Source organism: Pelomonas sp. CA6, from assembly GCF_022549225.1.
GTDB lineage: Bacteria > Pseudomonadota > Gammaproteobacteria > Burkholderiales > Burkholderiaceae_C > Roseateles.
Genome location: NZ_JAKZFD010000002.1, coordinates 376,930 through 395,804, shown reverse-complemented (window position 1 = coordinate 395,804; position 18,875 = coordinate 376,930). Strand labels below are relative to the sequence as shown.

The following is an 18,875-nucleotide window of genomic DNA, read 5'->3' as shown; positions in this document are numbered from 1 at the left end:
ATCCTCGCTCCGAGCGCGTGCCTCATTCGTTGCTGCCGCCCAGGCCCAGCAGACTCAGCAGGCTGGTGAACAGGTTGAACAGCGACACGAACAGCCCGACGGTGGCCAGCACATAGTTGCGTTCGCCGCCGTTGACGATGCGGCTGGTTTCAAACAGCAGCATGCCCACCGACAGCAGCGCGACCAGGCCGGAGACCACCGCGGCCAGGGCCTTGATCTCGAAAAAGACCGCGCCCAGCATGGCCAGCAGCGCGACGACCATGCCGGCCATCAGGAAGCCGCCCATGAAGCTGAAGTCCTTGCGCGTGGTCAGCACATAGGCCGACAGCGCGAGGAAGCTCAGCCCGGTCAGGCCCAGCGCCACCGCGATGGTCTGCGCGCCGCCGGGCAGGCTGAGCACCTGGCTCAGCAAGGGCCCCAGCGTATAGCCCATGAAGCCGGTCAGCGCGAACACGGCCGGCAGCGCGGCCGCGCGGTTCTGCAGCTTGTGCACCAGGAACAGCAGGCCGAAGTAGCCGACCAGCGTGAGGATCATGCCGGGCGCCGGCAGCTTCAGCGCCACCGCGGCGGCGGCCACCGCGGCGCTGAAGATCAGCGTCATGGACAGCAGCGCATAGGTGTTGCGCAGCACGCGCGTGATCTCGGCGCGCGCGCCGTCCTGCGCGCCGGCGCGGATCACGACGGCGTCGGTCGACGGCCCGGCGTAGGGGGAAGAAGAGTGAGACGGATGCATGACGGTCCTCCAGAGGGGCTTGTCCGAGCGCGCACCTTAGGACAAGTCACCCTTCCGAAAAACCATCGGTCAAGGAAGGAACATTCCTATAAAACCGAAATCAACCGGCCTCGTCCTCGCCCATCAGGCGCTGCACCAGCGGATGGTGCTGGCTGCGCCGCGAGCGGATCGCGTAGACCTCCTCGTGCAGGTCGTCGCAGCGCCCGAGCAGGCGCAGCTCGCGCATCAGGCCCAGTTCCTGGTTGCCCAGCCGGCTGACCGGGAACACGCCCATGCCGCCGCTGGCGAACACGGCCATCAGCGCGCTGTCCTCGAACTCGCCGGCCACCTGGGGGCGCAGCCCATGCTGCTCCAGCCAGCGGTCCACGCTGGCGCGCAGCGCCGAATGCCCGGTGGGCAGCAGCACCGGCAATTCCTGCAGGCAGTCCGGGAAGCGCCGGCTGGCGGCCTTGCTGACCCATTGGCCGGGGCCGTACCAATCCACCTCGGAAACGGCGATGCGCCGGCTGCTGAGCCTCAGGTTGGGATTGGGCGGCGCCGGCTGTCCAGCCAGCACCAGGTCCAGATGGTGGAGCGCCAGCTCGGAGAGCAGCTCCTCCACCTCGCCTTCATGGCAGACCAGTTTCAGCGAGGGCGTGGACAGCACCGGCTCCAGCAGCGCATGCGCGGCCAGCTTGGAGATGCCGTCGGACAGGCCCACGGCCAGGCGCACGCGGTGGCCGGTGGCGGCCTGGTGCACCTCGGCGGGAATCAGCTGGCCGATCTGGAAGATCTCCTCGGCGCGCGCGAACGCGGCCTGGCCGGCCTCGGTCAGCACCAGGCCGCGGCCCTGGGGCTTGAAGAGCTGGTGGCCCAGCGCCATTTCCAGCGCCTTGACCTGGGCGCTGACGGTCTGCACCGCCATGCCCAGCCGGTCCGCGGCGCGCGCCAGCCCGCCTTCCTTGGCGACGACCCAGAAGTAATGCAGATGGCGGTAGTTGAGCTGGGACATGGCGTGCAGATGGACCTTGGGCGCGGAGTCTATCTCCTGCGATCTCCTAGAATCCGCCCGATCTCCCTCGATCTCCGCGGGAACCTGCCATCACGGATTCCTTGTCTTCCGAATCGTCCACGTCCCCGGCGTCCTTGCCGCGGCCGCCCCGGTTCTGGCATGTGATGCTGGAAGGGCGGGCGCCCTGGGAATATGCCGCGCTGCTGGCCGGTGGCCCCTGGCTGCGCAAGCTGCCGCGCGGCGATGGCCACCCGGTGCTGGTCTTTCCCGGCCTGGCCGCCAGCGATTTCAGCACCCGGGCCCTGCGGCGCGTGCTGGAACGGCTGGGCTATCCCACGCGGGGCTGGGGCCTGGGGCTCAACGTCGGGCCGCGCCACGGCGTGCTGGAGCGCTGCCACGCACTGCTGCAGCAGGTCCATGAACAGCACGGCGGCCAGCCGGTGAGCCTGCTGGGCTGGAGCCTGGGCGGCATCTACGCGCGCGAAATCGCCAAGCGCTCGCCGCAGCAGGTGCGCAATGTGATCACGCTGGGCACGCCCTTCACCGGCCATCCGCGCGCCACGCATGCCTGGCGCTTCTACGACTGGGTCAGCGGGCTGGACTCGCATGATCCGCCGACCCTGGCCCAGATCCGCGAGGCGCCGCCCTGTCCCACGACCTCCATCTTCTCGCGCAGCGATGGCGTGGTCTCCTGGCAGTGCAGCGTGCTGGAGCCGGGTCCGCTGGCGGAAAACATCGTCGTGCCCGCCAGCCACATGGGGCTGCCGGCCAATCCGCTGGTGATGCTCGCGATCGCCGACCGGCTGGCGCAGCCGCGCGAAGGCTGGAAGCCTCTGGACCCGCAGGGCCTGAGGCGCTACCTCTACCGCCGGCTCTGAGCGTCCCTCTTGGGGTTTTCACGTGCGAGTCGCGTGCGGCAAGCCCTGACCCCGCTCCCGCTCCGCCATGCGCCCGCCATGGGTGCGCGCGACAATCCGCGCACTCTCAAAAGTTCATCGTCCATCATGCTGAAGACCTCCCAATTGCTGGCGCGCGCCTGTGCCGCCGTCGCGCTGCTGAGCGCCGGTTCCGCCTTCGCCTTTGGCGCCCAGGGCCACTCCACCATCGGCGAGATCGCCGACCGGCTGCTGGAAGGCCAGCGCGCCCAGGCCGAACTGCGCCGCATCCTCGGGCCGGTGAGCATGCGCGACATTGCCGTCTGGGGCGACTGCGTGAAGGGCATCGACGTGTACAACGACTTCAAGTACGCGACGACCGGGCGCTTCCCCGAATGCGCGCCCTTCGAGAACAAGATCGACGAAGAGGCGCTCATGCGCGCCTACGTGCAGCGCAACAACGAGCAATGCGGCCCCAAACCCGGCGAGGAGAACTGCCACAAGCAATACCACTACACCAACGTGGCGCTGCAGCGCGGCCGCTACCAGCCCGGCGCGGTGGGCACCAGCGACCACGACATCGTCCATGCGGTGAAGGCCGCGACGGCGCGGCTGCGCGGCCAGCCGGTGCCGGCGCCCTTCAGCCTGGAGACCGAGCGCGAGGCCCTGGCCCTGCTGGTGCATGCGCTGGGCGACATGCACCAGCCGCTGCACATGGGCTCCATCTACCTGGACGAGAAGGGGGCCCAGGTGGACCCCGACGCCACCGGGCTGGACGCGCAGACCCACACTGTGGGCGGCAACGCGCTGACCCTGCCCAACGGCCAGGGCGGCTATGGCGGCAATCTGCACGCCTACTGGGACAACCTGCCCAACAAGCTGACCCTGGCCGAACTGGCGGCCCTGGTGGAGCCGGCGCGGGCCGTGCCCGCCAGCGCCGGCCCGGTGGACGGCTGGGCCGAGGCCTGGGCCGGCGAATCGCTGTTGCAGGCACGCCAGAGTTTCGAAGGCATGGGCTTCGGCCCGCGCGCGCAAAGCCTGCGCGGCCCGCGCTGGACCGTGAGCCTGCCCGAGGGCTACGAGGCGCGCAGCGTCGCGCAGATCCGCGGCCAGCTGATCAAGGGCGGGGCACGCCTGGCCCAGCTGCTGCGCGCCATCTGGCCGGACGGCGACAAGCGCTGAGCCCCGCCGCCGCCCTGTGGACAAAGCTGTGAGCAACATTCGAACAAGTCCCCGCTTGTCCACAGCCCCGGCTGGCCCGCCCAAGTTGTTGTCTGTTCCTCCCGCAGTTGCCCCGGTCCGCGCCCACAGCGTTGGACGGCGAACAACTGATTGATCCGCAAGGGAAATCGGGGCTTGTCCACAGCGCGGGGCCGCCCCTACTAAAACGACTAAACAGAATATCTAAACCAAGGAATAAGAAGAGGGGCGTGTCAAACTGCGGTTTTGAAGACTTCGCCGGGGTTCCAGGCTCCGGCGTGCGCCGCGATGTCCCACGCCCCCTCCGCCCCGCCCGTTCCGGGCGCGCCGCCGTTGTTCTGCGCTTCGGCCGGCTTCGAATCCGCCTGTCACATTCCCGCCCTGCCGGCCGGCCACCGCAGCCGCGGCCTGCATGGCCACAGTTACTTCGCCACCGTGCGCGCCGAACTGCCCGCGGGCTGGGCGGCCTTTCCGGGCGGCGAGGTGCAGCAGCTGCGCGAGCGCGTCGAGGCCTGCGTCGCGACGCTGGACCATGGCCTGCTCAACGACCATGTGGCCCAGCCCACCGATGAGAACCTCGCGCGCTGGATACGCCAGCGCCTGCAGTCCGAGTTCGACGTGCCCGGCATCACGCAGGTGGGGGTGCAGAGCACCGCGAACTCCGGCGTGGACCTGGACGCCAGCGGCCAGGCCCATGTCTGGCGGCGCTACCGCTTCCAGGCGGCGCACCAGCTGCCCCATGTGCCGGCCGGCCATAAATGCGGACGCATGCATGGCCATGGCTTCGAGCTCATCCTGCATGCCAACCAGGACCTGGGCGAGCGTGATCTGGCGGTGGACTACGACCATCTGGACGAGCTCTGGGCGCCTTATCACCACCAGCTCAACTACCACTGCCTCAACGAGATCGACGGGCTGCAGAACCCGACCAGCGAGATCATCTCGTCGTGGCTGTGGGCCCGGCTGAAGCCGCAGCTGCCCGAGCTGTCCTGGGTCACGGTGTACGAGACCGGCTCCAGCGGCGCCAACTTCGACGGCCAGCATTACCGCATCTGGAAGGAGTTCACGCTGGACAGCGCGGTGCGCCTGGCGCGGGCCCCGCAAGGCCACGCACTGGCCGGCATCCATGGCCATACCTTCACGCTGCGCCTGCATCTGCGCGCGGCGCTGGACCAGCTGGCGGGTTGGACGGTGGACTTCGGCGACGTCAAGGCGCAGTTCGATCCGCTGTTCAAGTCCCTGGACCATCATCCGCTGCACGAGATCGCCGGCCTGCCCGACAGCGACACCGCCAGCCTGGCCGACTGGGTGCTGCAGCAGGCCCGCGCGCGGCTGCCACAGCTCGAGCGCGTGGACCTGTACGAGACGCGCGGCAGCGGCGCCATCGCCGCGCTGGGTGCCAGCGTCGACCTGATTCCGGTGTGAGGGCCCGACGATGAGCTACGCCGTCAAGGAATTGTTTTACACGCTGCAGGGCGAGGGTGCCCAGGCCGGGCGCGCGGCGGTGTTCTGCCGCTTTGCCGGCTGCAACCTGTGGAGCGGCCGCGAGCAGGACCGTGCCGGCGCGGTCTGCAGCTTTTGCGACACCGACTTCGTCGGCACCGACGGCACGGGGGGCGGCAAGTTCGCCTCGGCCGAGGCCCTGGCCGACGCCGTGGCGGCGACATGGCCGGCCGGAGCTCCTTCCGCGGGCGGCCGCCCCTATGTCGTGTGCACGGGCGGCGAACCGCTGCTGCAGCTGGACGAGGCACTGATCGACGCCCTGCATGCACGCGGCTTCGAGGTCGCGGTGGAGACCAACGGCACCCAGCCCGCGCCGCGCGGGCTGGACTGGATCTGCGTCAGCCCCAAGGCCGATGCGCCGCTGGTGCTGACCCGAGGCGACGAGCTCAAGCTCGTCTATCCGCAGCCGCTGGCGGCGCCGGAGCGCTTCGCCGGGCTGGACTTCCGCCATTTCTTCCTGCAGCCCATGGATTCGGTGCTGCAGAAGCAACACACCCGCGACGCGGTGGCCTACTGCCTGGCCCATCCGCAATGGCGGCTGGCCATCCAGATGCACAAGGTGGTGGGCATCGACTGAGGCCGCGCGGGCACCGCTAGGCCGGATGGCCCCGGCGCGTCAAGCCAACAAGGCTGTGGAAAACTTTGGAGCAAGCCCCCATTTGTCCACAGGAGCCGAGCCCGGGGGCGGATTGTTGTCTGTCAGTCCCGCCGAATCCAGGGGCTGGGTGCACAGGGTTTGTTCACAAGCAAGCGTTTGATTGCAAACGAAAAATCTGGCTTGTCCACAGAAGACCCGCCCCTCTACTAAGACCACCAGAAAGAGATATCTAAAACCTCATGTTGAAAACAGAGGGCAGAAAAAGCGCGGCGGCGTTGCAGCCACGCCCTCGCCGGACATGCTTCGCTTGAGCCGGCCGGACGGGCTGGGCACACTGCAACCCATGGATGTACAAGACCTTCAGCGCCGTCTGCGTGCCTTCGCCGAGGCCCGCCACTGGCAGCCCTACCTGACGCCCAAGAACCTGGCCATGGCCCTGGTGGTGGAGGCGGCCGAGCTGGTCGAGATCTTCCAATGGAAGACCGCCGAGGAGTCGCTGGCGCTGGACGAGCCGACGCGTGAGCATCTGGGCGAGGAGATCGCCGACGTGCTGATGTACCTGCTGCAGATCGCCGATCGCAGCGGCGTGGATGTGGCCGACGCGGTGGAGCGCAAGCTGCTGAAGAACGCCGTGAAGTACCCGGAACCTGCATGAGCTTTCCCGACGCGCTGCTCGACACCATCGCGGTGATCGACTTCGAGACCACGGGCCATTCACCGCAGGGCGGCGGGCGGGCGACCGAGATTGCCGCGGTGCTGGTGCGCGACGGGGCGATCGTCGGCCAGTACCAGAGCCTGATGAACACCGGGGCCTGGGTGCCGCCTTTCATCGAGCGCCTCACCGGAATCAGCAATGAGATGCTGGAGCAGGCACCCGATGCCGCGCAGGTGATGCGCGAGGTGGACCGCTTCGCGGCGGGCTGCGGCATGGTGGCGCACAACGCGAGCTTCGACCGCGGCTTCTGGCTCCATGAGCTGCAACGCGCCGACTGCGCACCCGAGCGGGCGCCCGAGTTCGCCTGCACGGTGAAGCTCGCGCGCCGGCTCTATCCGGAGGCGCCCAACTGCAAGCTGGGCACGCTGGCACGCCACCATGCGTTGCCCGACAACGGGCGGGCGCACCGGGCGTTGGCGGATGCGCTGACCACCGCGCAGCTGCTGCTGCGCATGCAGCAGGATCTGCAACGAGAGTTCAGCGAGCAGCTCCAGGGTCTGCCGGTGCGCCACGAGCTGCTGGCGCGCCTGCAGGGCGTGACCCGGCCCCAGTTCGGGCGCTGCGTCGCGGCCTATGCGCGCGAGCTTTCGCAGCGTCGGCAGGCCTGTTTGAGCCTGGCCTGATCCGGGGCCTCACTTCGGGGCCACAAAAAAAGCTGCTGTCAAGGGCGGCTTCGGCCGCAATTGGCGAGGACAATCTTGGGCTTTGGTTTTCTGCTGCCCGCTTTCGTTAGCTATGTCGAGTATTGAGGTCCGTCCGGCCACCTTGCGCGATGCCAAGGTCATCGCCCAGATCCAAGTGGCTGCCGCACAGGATGCATACAAGGGTCTGTGGCCCGACTCCGCCCTGGCCAATCTGTCGGTGGCACAGCGCCAGGCTTATTGGCGCGAGGCCATTCAACTCTGCGAACCCCAGTTGCTGGTCGCGCACGTGGACAACGAGCCCATGGGCTTTGTTGGCTTCGATCGCTCGCGCGACAAGGGCACGCCGTCCACCACCGGTGAGATCTGGGCCGTCTATGCCGCCCCCCAGCACTGGGACAAGGGCGTGGGTCAGGCCCTGGTCCAGGCCGCCCGCGAGGGATTGCAGGAGGAAGGTTGCACCAAGGTCACGCTGTGGACCTATCAGGGCAATGGACGCGCGCTGCGTTTCTTCGAGCAGGCCGGCTTCGAGCCCGAGTTCGATTCCGCCAAGACGGTGGATGTGGAAGGCGTGAAGCTGCAGCAGCTGCGCCTGCAGCGCACGGTCGCCTGAATCCCCTGGCAAGACCGAAGGCGATATCGCTCGCCTCTATCCCCTGACAAAGAGGGCCGCTGATGCGGCCCTTTTTTCATGCCCGTTTTTTTCTTGAGTTCCGCTGGGGTCAGGTCTTGCCTCAGCTGAATTGGCCGTGCTCGCGCCGCATCGCGCCCGGCTGCGTGCATCGCCGCGACGAAAGCCAGGACGCGCTAAAGTAATGGCCCCTTACTTTGCGAATGTGCTCCGTGCTGGCCAAGCTTACTTCCAAGAATCAATTGACCCTTCCCAAGAGCGTGACCGAAGCCATCGGTCCCGTGCAGTACTTCGAGGTGCAGGCCCGGGCCGGGCAAATCGTGCTGACCCCCGTGCGCATCCAGCGCGGCGACGCGCTGCGCGCCAAGCTGGCGGAACTCGCGCTGGACGAAAAAACGCTGGAGGCCGCCGCGGCCTGGGCCTCGGGGGAAGGAGCCCAAAAAACGGGGAGTCGTAAAAAGGCCGCTGCAGCCAAGGCCAGCCCGGCAAAAAAAACATCGAGTGCCGCCGCCAAGAAACCGGCGCCGCGCCGCGAGGCCGCAGCCAGCCGCGCGAAAAATGAGGGATCTGTAACAAAACGTGCAACCAAGGTGGTGAGCCGATGAGCCGCGTCCGTTCGGCGGCGAAGACGGCAAGCCGTCCCGTTGTGATCGACACGCCGCTGTTGCTGCGTGCGCTGCTGTGCACCGACGAGCAGGCGCAGGCACTGCGGCGCGGCTGGCAGGACGGCCGCTGGCTGCCGCGTGTCAGTCCGGACAGCGCCACGCGGCTGATGACGGCGCTGGCCTTTCCCCGCTTCGGACTGAGCCTGGCGCAGCGCCAGGAACTGCTGGCCGACTTCCTGCCCTATGCCCAGGCGCTGCGCCCCGCAACGCCGAAGAGCGGCCGCGGGAGCGCGCCCACGCCGGCCCATGCCGATTTGCTGGCCTTGGCGCTGGAGGGCGAGACGGCTGAGCTGATCAGCCACGATGCGCTGCTGACGCAATGGCTCGCGCGCAGCCGATCAGCGGACATCAAACGGGTAGGGCTGCGGCGGCTTGAGGAATTTCTCGCGCTTTGATCTGGGTCGTCGTGGGGGCTTGAGGGTTCTTCTCTCGCCCGTGAATGATGCTTCTGCTAGATTTGCGCCCCGTTTCGGGATGGGACTCTTCAGCAGCTTCCGATGGGCGCTTTTGACGCAAAGATCAACAACAACATGTGGCGCGTGGTGTTCTATGAACGCCGCGGGTATCGCGTCCAGGTTGACCGCACGGGTCCCTGGCTGCCCGATCGTCAGCAGGCGCGCAGATGGGCGCATTGGTTTGGCGAGCAAGGCTATGCCGTGGCGCTGCAGGATCAGAACGGCGAGCTGGAAAAGCTGCACCAGGGCCTGCCCTGACCAGCCCGCCGGGCGCGCTCAGGCGGCCGCGCGGAAGCCTTGACGCTCCAGGGCCCAGCCCTCGGTGGGATGGGCATGGCGCTCCACATGCACGGGGCTGAGCTTCTTCGCGGCGGCCTTGTGCACCAGCGCTTCGGCCTGGGCAGCGCCCAGGTTCAGCGCGAACTGGGTCCAGCGCTTGAGCACCAGCGCGTCCTGCCAGGCATCCTCCAGCGCCCAGCGGATCTGTTCGCGTTGCAGCAGTTCGCGGCTGCGCAGCACGCGTGGCGCCAGCGCGAGGACGAAGCGGCTGAAGTCCGCGCGCAACGAGTCGCTGCCCAGCAGGCTTTCGATGCGCGTCAGGCGCTGGCTCCAGCCTGGTGTGGCCAGCTGGCGCGTCAGCAGGGCCTGCAAAGCCTGGATGGGATTGAAGAGGCGCAAGCGGTTGGGCGGCAGCACGCGCAGCGGCAGGCGCGCCGCCTGTTCGTGCGGCAGTTCGGTGACGAAGCTCGCCAGCGTGACCAGGCGGTCCCAGGACGCCAGGTCCAGGCCTCCGGCCTGCTGGAGCGGCCCCTGGCGCAGGCTGAGTGCCAGGGCCTGCAGTGCCGCGAAGTCGCGGTCGCCCTTGGCCTGGTTGGCCTGCTGGCTCATCTGCACGAGGTTGCCGGCGGCATAACCGGCATCGTCGCGCACGCGGTCGATGCGGCGCTGCTGTGTGCCGGCTTGCTCCTGCAGCGGCTGGCGGGTGATGGGGCAGTGGCTGGCTTCCAGCTGCTGGAGATAGTTGGGCGTGACCAGCAAGGTTTCGAAGCTGCGCCCGCGCAGCCAGGCATGGCAGCGCAGGGCCAGCCACTGGCGCACATGCGGACTGGCGCGCAGGGTTCGGCGGCCGAAGCTGGCACGGCCGGCCTGCCAGCCCTGGCGCAGCGGAGACTGCTGGAAGAGCTGATCCACCGGCGGCACCGACCCGTAGCGGGCATGGTCCCAGCCGAGTTCGAAGCCGAGTTGCTCATGGAGGCTGGGTGCGCGGTCTTGCGCGCAAGGGGCGGCGGCGGCCTCGGGCATGGGCAGCGAGAGCTGGATCGCGGCAACGCGGGTCTGTTCCATGAGTGGCTCCTACGGTGTGTGGGTATGGCACAGTGTGTGGGCCAGGTGGCTCATGGCGTGAGCTACCTGATGAGCCACTTCGGCACCACCCGTCCGAAGGCGGTTTTTTTGCCACAGGGCCGGGGAACGAGGCATGGATCGCACCGAGCGCTTCTACAAGATCGAGATGCTGATACGCAGCCGTGGCTGCGTGAGCTTTGCGCAGCTGCGCGAGGTGCTGGAGGTGTCGCCGGCCACGCTGAAGCGCGACCTGCAGTACCTGCGCGAGCGCATGGATGCGCCCATCGAGTACGACGCGGCGGAGAACGGCTACCGCTTCGGCCAGCAATGGCGCGGCCAGCGCCATGAGCTGCCGGGCCTGTGGTTCAGCGAGAAGGAGCTGCATGCGCTCTTGACCATGCACCAGCTGCTGGCCGGGCTGGATGAGGACGGTCTGCTGAACCGCCATCTGCAACCCATGTTCGACAAGCTCAGCGGCATGCTGGGCAGCGACGAGGACGAGGCGCGCGAGATCACGCGCCGCGTCAAGCTGATCTCCACGGCGCGCCGGCGCGTGCCCTCGGAGCATTTCGAGACCGTGGGCTCGGCTCTGGTGAAACGGCAGCGACTGAGGCTGCGCTACCGCAAGCGCGGCAGGGATGGCGGCTCGCTGAGCGAGCGCGAGGTGTCGCCGCAGCGCCTGGTGCACTACCGCAACACCTGGTACCTGGACGCCTGGTGCCATGCCAGCGAGGGTCTGCGCCGCTTTGCGCTGGACGCGGTGGAGGCTGCCGAGGCGCTGCAGGGCAGCAAGGCCAGGTCCCTGCCCATCAAGCAGCTGGAGGGCGAGCTGGACCAGGGCTATGGCATTTTTGCCGGCGGCACACCGCAATGGGCGGTGCTGGAGTTTGCGGCTGCTGCGGCGCCCTGGGTGGCCAGCGAGGAATGGCATCCGGCGCAGCGCAGCGAATGGCTGGAGGACGGCCGCTGGCGGCTGGAGCTGCCCTTTGTGGACGCGACCGAGCTGCTGATGGACCTGCTGCGCCATGCCGGCCAGGTGCGCGTGCTGGCGCCCGACAGCTTGACGCAGGCCTACGCCCGGCGCTTGCGCGAGGCCGCCGACGCGCTGTGACCCTGTGCCCGTGGTGGGCGGCGGGACTCAGCCCTGCTGCTGGCGCTGCAGCCGCTCGCTGTGCCAGTAGACGTCGTCGCCGCCCTTGCCGTCCAGATTGGCGCGATTGAGCACGCGGGCCAGCACGAACAGCAGGTCGGACAGACGGTTCAGGTACTGACGCGGCGCGGCGTTGACGCTCTCGTGCGCGGCCAGCGTGACGACCGCGCGTTCGGCGCGCCGCGCCACGGTGCGGCAGACATGGGAGATCGCGGCGCTGCGCGTGCCCGCGGGCAGGATGAATTCGGCCAGACGGGGCAGAGCGGCGTTGTAATGGGCCAGCGCCTGGTCCAGGCGCAGCACGGCGTCGTCCTTGAGCAGCGCATAGCCGGGCATGCACAGCTCGCCGCCAAGGTTGAACAGCTCGTGCTGGATGGTGATCAGCAGTTCACGCACATCCTCGGGCAGGGGCTCGGCCAGCAGCACGCCGATCTGAGAATTGAGCTCGTCGACATCACCCATGGCCTGGACGCGCAAATGGTCTTTGGGTACGCGCGTGCCGTCGCCCAGGCCGGTGGTGCCGTCGTCGCCGGTGCGGGTTGCGATCTGAGAGAGTCGGTTGGCCATGGAAGCGCTGCTCGGGGTTGCGAAAGCCCGCATCTTGCCGCAAACGGCAAGGCCTGACCCCGCTTGGGCATCGCGGCTCCCGGGGCTTTCGCCCTCAGTGATGGCGGCCGGTGTGCTGGTGGTGTTCGGGCTTGTGGCCGTGGGTCTGCGACTGCACCGGTTCGTCGCGTGGCACTGGCAGCTTCTGCACCGGCGGCGTGCCGCGACCGGCCGCCTGAGCGGGGTTGAAGAGGCTGGCGAACCACAGCTTCAGCAGGTCCAGCCGCAAGGCGCCCAGCAGCGCCAGCGCGACCAGAAGCACGAGCACGAAAACCCAGAGACCCGACATGGCTAGCTCCCACGGTGCAGTCGCGTCCATGCTGGCACGGCAGCCCGTCGCGATCAAGTCCGCGGGTTTGCGGCGGCGCAAGAAGAAACGCCCGGCAGGGCCGGGCGTTGGCGAAGTCCTGGCTTGGGCCGCCCGCGGGGACGGTCCAGGGCCGGATCAGAACTCGTGGTTGTACTGGATGCCCAGCAGCGCCGAGTGCAGGTTGTAGCGGCCACGGATGGTCGCGCAGCTCGAGGTGTTCTTGCTGGGATCGCAGACGGCCGAGCCGGACGCGTTGGTCACGGCACCGTTGTCGTAGTAGTTGATCTGGCTGGCGTTGACGTGGATGTAGCTCAGCGCGAAGTCCAGCGAGCTTTTGGGGCTGAGCTTCCAGTTCAAACCGGCGGACAGCCAGGTGCGGTCGTTGTCCGGGATGGACGGCGTGCGGTTGGAGATCGCATCGATCGGCGACTGGTCGAAGGCCACGCCACCGCGCAGCTTCAGCGCGTCGCTCCACTGATAGTTCAGGCCGAAGGAGGCACGGGTGGTGTTGACCCAGCGCTGCGGCGTGTTGGAGTCGGCCAGGTTGTTCGCGAAGTCGATGCGCAGTTCCTGGAAACGCGAGTGGCGCGTGTAGGTCACGTCACCCATGATGCCCAGCTTGCCCTGCTGCTTGTAGAAGTTCAGCGACAGCGACTCGGGCGTGTTGACGTTCAGGCTGGCGTCGCTGTCGGTGTACAGGCCCACCAGGCGTTGCTGCACGGTGGTGCCGACGCCGTTGCCCAGCGCGCCGTTGAGCAGCGCGGCCAGATTGGCGGCGGGGGTCTGCACCTGCCAGTGCGCATCGCCCTTGAGCTTGTGGCGCACATTGGAGCGATAGGCCAGGCCGAAGCGCGTGTCCTTGTCGTACTGGTACATCAGGCCCAGGTTGAAGCCCACGCCCCAGTCCTTGCCTTCCACGTCGACGCGGCCGGAGTACAGCGGGTTGCCCGAGACCTGCTTGATCAGGCCGCTGAGCTGGTTCACGACCGCGGCGCGCACCACCTCGGTGGGCACGCCGGGACGCGCATTGGCGGCGACCTGCTGGTCGATGATCAGGTTCAGCGCGCCGGAGCCGAAGTCCGCGCCCTTGGACAGCTTGCCCTCGATGTGCTGCAGCGTGAAGCCCACGCCGGCGCTGAACTTCTCGTTCAGCTTGAAGGACAGCGAGGGGTTGATCGCGATGGTCTTGAGCTCGGTGCCGATGGTGTTGTAGCGGCCCACCCAGTCGGCGTCGTACTCGCTCTTGGAGCCGAAGGGCACGAAGACGCCCACGCCGACGGTGATGTCCGGGCTCCACTTGTGCGTGAAGTAGCCGTGCGGCACGGCGGTGGCGGACACGAAGCGGCCGCCGTTGCCGCCCTGGATGGGCTGGTTCAGCGAGGTGAAGCTGCCCTGGTCTTCGTAGCGGCCCTTGGGCAGCACGACGTTGAGCACGCCGCTGGCGCGGGTGCCGTCCAGCAGGGTCATGGCCGCGGGGTTGTAGAACAGCACGGAAGCATCGGAAGCCTCCAGCGCACCGGCGTTGGCCGTGCCTTGGGCGGAGGCCGACTGGGTGCCGAAGTGATAGCCGGAAGCCCAGGCGCCCTGCGCACAGAAGGCAGTGAGCAAGGCGCAGCCCAAGGCGTGACGAGTGTGGCGCATGAGTGTCTCCATTGTGGAATTCTTAGGGGGTGATACGCGCTAGCGATGACTAGGCTTTTGATGATAGCCTGCAGCGCGCCCTTGAACATGCTCCTAAGCATTAGAGAGCCGCGTCCAATACAACAAGGAAGGAGACACGATGCGAGCATCGCCCCTGCGCCTGTCAGCGCTGATGGCTGCAACCCTGCTGGCCGCCTGCGGCGGATCCGGCGACCCCAATCCCGCCAACGCCCCGGCCCCGGCCGACCCGGCGTTCAAGGCCGAGATCCGCTACACCAGCTACGGCGTGCCTCATGTGAAGGCCGACGACTGGAAGGGGGCCGGCTACGGCTACGGGTTCGCCTTTGCCAACGACCACATCTGTTCCTTTGCGCAGGAGCTCGTGACGCTGCGGGGCGAGCGTTCGCGCTGGTTCGGCGATGTGGACGCGAAGGGCGCGCCCGTGACCTACCTGGGTCAGCTGGGCGGCTTCGTGCCCAACCTCGCATCGGACTTCTTCTACAAGCTGCACTTCACGCCCAAGCTGGCGGCCGACGTCAAGGCCGCGGCCAGCGAAGACCTGCGTGACCTGGTGAAGGGCTTTGTGGCCGGCTACAACCGCTACCTGCGCGACCAGGGCGTCAATGCGCTGCCCATGGAATGCAAGGGCGCGGCCTGGGTCCGCCCCATGACCGAGGAGGACGCCTACCTGCGCTTCATGCAGGCCGGTGTCACGGGCAGCTCGCTGCAGTTCATCGAGGCCATCGGCTCGGCCCAGCCGCCGGTGATCAAGGCCGCCGCGGCACGCGGCACCACGCTGATGGCGGCACGTCGCGCACTGAACAGCCAACAGCAACTGGCGCTGTTGAACAGCCCGCTGGTGCAGGCCACCAACACGCTGCATGAGCACGTGGTGGGCTCCAATGGCTATGGCCTGGGCAAGGGTGTCACGCAGTCGGGCCGCGGCATCGTGATGGGCAACCCGCACTTCCCGTGGTGGGGCGCGCTGCGACTGCACCAGCTGCACCTGACGGTCAATGGCAAGTACGACGTGATGGGCGCCTCGCTGCTGGGCGCGCCGGTGCCGCTGATCGGTTTCAACAAGGACGTGGCCTGGACCCACACCTTCTCGACCGACAACCGTTTCACGCTGTTCACGCTGATCCTGGACCCGGCCGATCCGACGCGCTACCTGGTCGACGGCCAGTTCAAGGCCATGAGCAAGACCGACCTCAGCGTGGATGCGCTGCAGCCGGATGGTTCGATGAAGACCTACAAGCGCACGCTGTACGGCACGGACTATGGCCCTGTGATCAGCGACGGCGCCAGCTTTGCCTGGGGCAAGCAGACCGCCGTGGCGCTGCGCGACGCCAACCTGACCAACTACCGGTTGCTGGACCAGGCGATGCTGAACGGCCGCGCCAGCAGTGCCGCGTCGCTGCGCGAGGCGCTGGCCACCTACAACGCGATGCCCTGGGTCAACACCATGGCCGCGGACAAGGACGGCAAGTCGCTGTACGCCAACTACTCGGTGGCGGCCAATGTCTCCGACGCCCAGCTGGCCGCCTGCGTGAACAACCCGACCGCGCAGTTCCTGATGGCTTCACGCGGCATCGTGCTGATGGATGGCAGCAAATCCAGCTGCCAGTGGAACGGTGCCATCCCCGCGGCACAGCGGCCCTATCTGCTCAGCGACGACTATGTCGTCAACGCCAACGACAGCCACTGGCTGCCCAACGACCAGGCGCGGCTCGCTGGCTATCCCAAGATCATCGCCACCGGACCCGATGCCGAAGGCATGCCGCAGGGCGAGCGCACCCGCGCCGGCATCGCGCAGGTGCTGGACCGCATGAAGGGCACGGACGGCCTGCCGGGCAAGGGGTTCACGGTGGCCAACCTGCAGCAGGTCTATGCGAAGAGCCGCTTCTTCCGGGCCGAGCAATGGCTGGACGAATTCCTCGCCGCCACCTGCGCGGGCAAGCCGCAGCCCATCACGCTGACGGCCAGCGACGGCAAGCCGGTGGATGTGACCAAGGCCTGCGGTGTGCTGGCCACGGCCTGGAAGAAGACCGAGGGCATGACCGACCCCGGAGCGCTGCTGTTCCGCAAGCTCTATGAGTTCTCGGGCGAACTGAAGGATGCCAGCTACTGGCGCGTGGCCTACACGCCGACCGACCCCGTGTACACGCCGCGCGGCTTCAACACCGCCAACACCAGCGCGGCCCGCAATTTCGCTGACGCGGTGCAATGGATGGGGGCCAACGGCATCCCGGTGGAAGAGGTGAACGCACGCCGCCAGGTGCTGGTGCGTGACAGCGCGGGCATTCCCATCCCGGGCGGCCGCTACACCTTCAACAACGGCCGCGGCAATCTGGGCGCGAGCCCGGACGGGCAGATGCGCTACGGCGACCCCTTCTATGGCAACAGCTACATGCAGTGGGTCACCTTCGATGCCAATGGTCCGGTGGCGGAAGGCTTGCTGACCTATTCGCAGTCCAGCCATCTGCTGTCGCCGAACTTCTCGGACCAGACCAAGCTGTACTCCGACATCTTCCTGAAGGGCGCCAAATGGGCCAAGCTGCCCTTCAGCGATGCGGAGATCAAGGCCGATCCGGGCTATCGCAGCGTGCAGCTTAGCGAGTGAGCTGAAGCGGGCCACGGGCCTGAGTTCGAAGGCGGGGGCGACCCCGCCTTTTTTCGTTGCGGCCACCCTCGCTGCGGGGCGAGGGCGCAGGGCGGCCGCGCTCTCAGCCTCTGTTCAGCCCAGGCTTCCTAGAATCCGCAGACAAGGAATGGCCAGGAGACGCCCGATGAACGCCCCGCTGAACCCGCAACTGGTGCACCGCCCGATGCCGGACGCGATGCTGGAGGCGCTGCGCGAGCGCTTCGGCGAGCGCTGCAGCACCGCGCTGGCGCTGCGCGAACAGCATGGGCGCGACGAGTCGCCCTTCGACGTGCCGCCGCCCGACGCGGTGGTGTTCGCCGAGAGCAGTGAGGACGTGGTCTTCGTGGTGCGCCTGGCGCATGAACACCGGGTGCCGGTGATTCCCTATGGCGCGGGCACTTCGCTGGAAGGCCATCTGCTGGCGGTGCAGGGCGGCGTGAGCCTGGATGTCTCGCGCATGAATCGCATCTTGCAGGTGCAGGCCGAGGACCTGACGGTGACGGTGCAGCCCGGCGTGACCCGCAATCAGCTGAACAACGAGCTGCGCCACCAGGGGCTGTTTTTCCCCATCGACCCCGGCGCCGATGCCTCCATCGGCGGCATGGCGGCCACGCGCGCCAGCGGCACGAACGCGGTGCGCTACGGCACCATGCGTGAGAACGTGCTGGGCCTGCAGGTGGTCACGCCACAGGGCGAGCTGATCCGCAGCGGATCGCGCGCGCGCAAGAGCAGCGCCGGCTATGACCTGACGCGGCTGTTCGTCGGCAGCGAGGGCACGCTGGGCGTGATCACCGAGGTCACGCTGCGCCTCTTCCCGCTGCCTGAGGCGGTGTCGGCGGCGGTGTGTTCCTTCGAGACGGTCGATGCCGCGGTGCAGACCACGATCGCCATCATCCAGATGGGCGTGCCCATCGCGCGCTGCGAGCTGCTTGACACCCATGCGGTGCGCGCGGTGAACCGGCACGACAAGTTGCAGCTGCGCGAATCGCCGATGCTGCTGATGGAGTTCCACGGCTCCGAGGCCGGCGTGGCCGAGCAGGCGCAGACGGTGCAGGAGATCGCGCGCGACTTCGGCGGCACCGACTTCGCGTGGGCCACCACGCCCGAGGAACGCACGCGGCTGTGGACGGCGCGCCATCACGCCTATCTGTCCGGACTGCAGATGAAGCCGGGCTGCCGCGCGGTGACCACCGACACCTGCGTGCCCATTTCTCGGCTGGCCGAGTCCATCAACGAATCGGTGCGCGAGGTCGAGGCCAGCGGGTTGCCCTACTTCATCGTTGGCCATGTGGGCGACGGCAATTTCCACATGGCCTATCTGATCGATCCGGCCTTGCCAGCCGAGCGCGAGACGGCCGAACGGCTGTCGGCGCAGATGGTGGCGCGCGCACTGCGCCTGGAAGGCACCTGCAGCGGCGAGCACGGCATCGGTCTGCACAAACAGGGCTTCCTGATCGACGAGGCCGGCGAGGGTGCGGTGGCACAGATGCGCGCGTTGAAGCGGGCGATGGACCCGCATAACATCATGAACCCAGGCAAGGTATTTGCCCTGTGACGCGATCCATGCTGCCGTCCTGAGCGCGCCCGTCGAGGGGCGGGAACATTCGGGCCGGCCCTGTGTTTCTTCGAGAGGGAGCTCTGCGATGAAGCGACTGCTGCTGATCCTGTCCCTGGCCGCCACGGGCGCCGCTGCGGCGGCCGAACTGACGGTCCCGATGCAACGCGCGGAACCGAGCGGCCCGGGGGCCGAACTCGGCAGCGTGAGGCTGGTCGAGACGCCCTATGGGCTGGCGCTCTACCCCCGCCTCACCGGTCTGGCGCCGGGCCTGCATGGCTTTCATTTCCACGCCAAGCCTTCTTGCGCGCCCGCGGAGCAAAACGGCAGCATGGTCGCGGCCCTGGGTGCCGGCGGGCACCTGGACCCGCGCGGCGCCAACAAGCATGGCGAACCCTGGGGTGATGGTCATCTGGGCGACCTGCCGCCGCTCTTCGTATCCGCTGACGGGGAGGCGACGACGCCGGTGCTGGCGCCACGGCTCAAGCTCGCGGATGTGATCGGCCATGCGCTGATGGTGCACGCCGGCGGCGACAACCATGCCGATCACCCGGCGCCGCTGGGCGGCGGCGGGGCGCGCGTGGCCTGCGGCGTCGTGACGTCGAACTGAGGTCGACC

Annotated in this window: 20 protein-coding genes; 14 read left to right on the top strand and 6 right to left on the bottom strand. The window is 68.0% G+C overall.

The window, feature by feature from the left end; translation table 11 throughout:
* Positions 1 to 22: 22 nt before the first annotated feature.
* Both LZ017_RS05585 and LZ017_RS05580 read right to left on the bottom strand, forming a co-directional pair.
* On the bottom strand, positions 23 to 733 hold the full coding sequence (locus tag LZ017_RS05585) for a Bax inhibitor-1/YccA family protein (protein WP_241299106.1): 711 nt from the start codon (positions 731 to 733) through the stop codon (positions 23 to 25).
* Between the two features lie 100 nt (positions 734 to 833).
* Positions 834 to 1,724 carry a LysR family transcriptional regulator gene (locus LZ017_RS05580; protein WP_241299104.1) on the bottom strand — a complete coding sequence of 297 codons (891 nt, stop codon included), beginning with the start codon at positions 1,722 to 1,724 and terminating at the stop codon, positions 834 to 836.
* Positions 1,725 to 1,888: 164 nt separating this feature from the next.
* Here LZ017_RS05580 and LZ017_RS05575 point away from each other — a divergent pair, with 164 nt between their 5' ends.
* The 10 genes from LZ017_RS05575 (at position 1,889) to LZ017_RS05530 (ending at position 9,265) form a co-directional block, all read left to right on the top strand.
* On the top strand, positions 1,889 to 2,602 hold the full coding sequence (locus tag LZ017_RS05575; RefSeq protein WP_241299102.1) for a triacylglycerol lipase: 714 nt from the start codon (positions 1,889 to 1,891) through the stop codon (positions 2,600 to 2,602).
* A gap of 126 nt (positions 2,603 to 2,728) precedes the next feature.
* Positions 2,729 to 3,781 carry a S1/P1 nuclease gene (locus tag LZ017_RS05570; protein ID WP_241299100.1) on the top strand — a complete coding sequence of 351 codons (1,053 nt, stop codon included), beginning with the start codon at positions 2,729 to 2,731 and terminating at the stop codon, positions 3,779 to 3,781.
* Positions 3,782 to 4,087: 306 nt separating this feature from the next.
* The gene (locus LZ017_RS05565; RefSeq protein ID WP_241299098.1) at positions 4,088 to 5,224 is read left to right on the top strand and encodes a 6-carboxytetrahydropterin synthase; all 1,137 of its coding nucleotides are present in this window, start codon (positions 4,088 to 4,090) and stop codon (positions 5,222 to 5,224) included.
* A gap of 10 nt (positions 5,225 to 5,234) precedes the next feature.
* On the top strand, positions 5,235 to 5,879 hold the full coding sequence (gene queE / locus LZ017_RS05560; protein WP_241299096.1) for a 7-carboxy-7-deazaguanine synthase: 645 nt from the start codon (positions 5,235 to 5,237) through the stop codon (positions 5,877 to 5,879).
* A 364-nt stretch (positions 5,880 to 6,243) separates the two neighbouring features.
* Positions 6,244 to 6,555 (top strand): nucleotide pyrophosphohydrolase, encoded by a 312-nt coding sequence (locus tag LZ017_RS05555; protein WP_241299095.1) that lies wholly within the window; start codon positions 6,244 to 6,246, stop codon positions 6,553 to 6,555.
* Positions 6,552 to 7,238, top strand: coding sequence for a PolC-type DNA polymerase III (locus tag LZ017_RS05550; protein WP_241299093.1), 687 nt, complete (start codon positions 6,552 to 6,554; stop codon positions 7,236 to 7,238). Before LZ017_RS05555 ends, LZ017_RS05550 begins: the two co-directional genes overlap by 4 nt.
* A 112-nt stretch (positions 7,239 to 7,350) precedes the next feature.
* Positions 7,351 to 7,869, top strand: coding sequence for a GNAT family N-acetyltransferase (locus LZ017_RS05545; protein WP_241299090.1), 519 nt, complete (start codon positions 7,351 to 7,353; stop codon positions 7,867 to 7,869).
* Positions 7,870 to 8,099: 230 nt separating this feature from the next.
* Positions 8,100 to 8,492 (top strand): AbrB/MazE/SpoVT family DNA-binding domain-containing protein, encoded by a 393-nt coding sequence (locus LZ017_RS05540; RefSeq protein WP_241299088.1) that lies wholly within the window; start codon positions 8,100 to 8,102, stop codon positions 8,490 to 8,492.
* Positions 8,489 to 8,947: a PIN domain-containing protein gene (locus LZ017_RS05535; RefSeq protein ID WP_241299086.1), complete on the top strand. Its 459-nt coding sequence runs from the start codon at positions 8,489 to 8,491 to the stop codon at positions 8,945 to 8,947. Before LZ017_RS05540 ends, LZ017_RS05535 begins: the two co-directional genes overlap by 4 nt.
* A 102-nt stretch (positions 8,948 to 9,049) precedes the next feature.
* Positions 9,050 to 9,265, top strand: coding sequence for a hypothetical protein (locus tag LZ017_RS05530; protein WP_241299084.1), 216 nt, complete (start codon positions 9,050 to 9,052; stop codon positions 9,263 to 9,265).
* 18 nt (positions 9,266 to 9,283) lie between these two features.
* Here LZ017_RS05530 and LZ017_RS05525 read toward each other — a convergent pair whose 3' ends face one another.
* Positions 9,284 to 10,351: a hypothetical protein gene (locus tag LZ017_RS05525; protein ID WP_241299082.1), complete on the bottom strand. Its 1,068-nt coding sequence runs from the start codon at positions 10,349 to 10,351 to the stop codon at positions 9,284 to 9,286.
* Between the two features lie 133 nt (positions 10,352 to 10,484).
* Between LZ017_RS05525 and LZ017_RS05520 the strand changes: the two genes are divergently transcribed.
* Positions 10,485 to 11,462 (top strand): YafY family protein, encoded by a 978-nt coding sequence (locus LZ017_RS05520; RefSeq protein WP_241299080.1) that lies wholly within the window; start codon positions 10,485 to 10,487, stop codon positions 11,460 to 11,462.
* A 27-nt stretch (positions 11,463 to 11,489) separates the two neighbouring features.
* On the opposite strand, the gene LZ017_RS05515 is transcribed toward LZ017_RS05520, so the two are convergent.
* From LZ017_RS05515 to LZ017_RS05505, 3 genes are all read right to left on the bottom strand, one after another.
* Positions 11,490 to 12,068, bottom strand: coding sequence for a cob(I)yrinic acid a,c-diamide adenosyltransferase (locus tag LZ017_RS05515; protein WP_241299078.1), 579 nt, complete (start codon positions 12,066 to 12,068; stop codon positions 11,490 to 11,492).
* A gap of 94 nt (positions 12,069 to 12,162) precedes the next feature.
* Entirely contained in the window at positions 12,163 to 12,396 is a 234-nt protein-coding gene (locus LZ017_RS05510; protein WP_241299076.1) for a hypothetical protein, read from the bottom strand.
* A gap of 156 nt (positions 12,397 to 12,552) precedes the next feature.
* Positions 12,553 to 14,058 (bottom strand): OmpP1/FadL family transporter, encoded by a 1,506-nt coding sequence (locus tag LZ017_RS05505; RefSeq protein ID WP_241299074.1) that lies wholly within the window; start codon positions 14,056 to 14,058, stop codon positions 12,553 to 12,555.
* A gap of 139 nt (positions 14,059 to 14,197) precedes the next feature.
* Here LZ017_RS05505 and LZ017_RS05500 point away from each other — a divergent pair, with 139 nt between their 5' ends.
* The 3 genes from LZ017_RS05500 to sodC all read left to right on the top strand — a co-directional run bounded on the left by LZ017_RS05500 (position 14,198) and on the right by sodC (position 18,867).
* Entirely contained in the window at positions 14,198 to 16,681 is a 2,484-nt protein-coding gene (locus tag LZ017_RS05500; RefSeq protein ID WP_241299072.1) for a penicillin acylase family protein, read from the top strand.
* Positions 16,682 to 16,847: 166 nt separating this feature from the next.
* Complete coding sequence (locus tag LZ017_RS05495; protein ID WP_241299070.1) at positions 16,848 to 18,257, top strand: FAD-binding oxidoreductase; 1,410 nt, start codon at positions 16,848 to 16,850, stop codon at positions 18,255 to 18,257.
* A gap of 88 nt (positions 18,258 to 18,345) precedes the next feature.
* Positions 18,346 to 18,867 (top strand): superoxide dismutase [Cu-Zn] SodC, encoded by a 522-nt coding sequence (gene sodC / locus LZ017_RS05490; RefSeq protein ID WP_241299068.1) that lies wholly within the window; start codon positions 18,346 to 18,348, stop codon positions 18,865 to 18,867.
* Positions 18,868 to 18,875 lie beyond the last annotated feature (8 nt).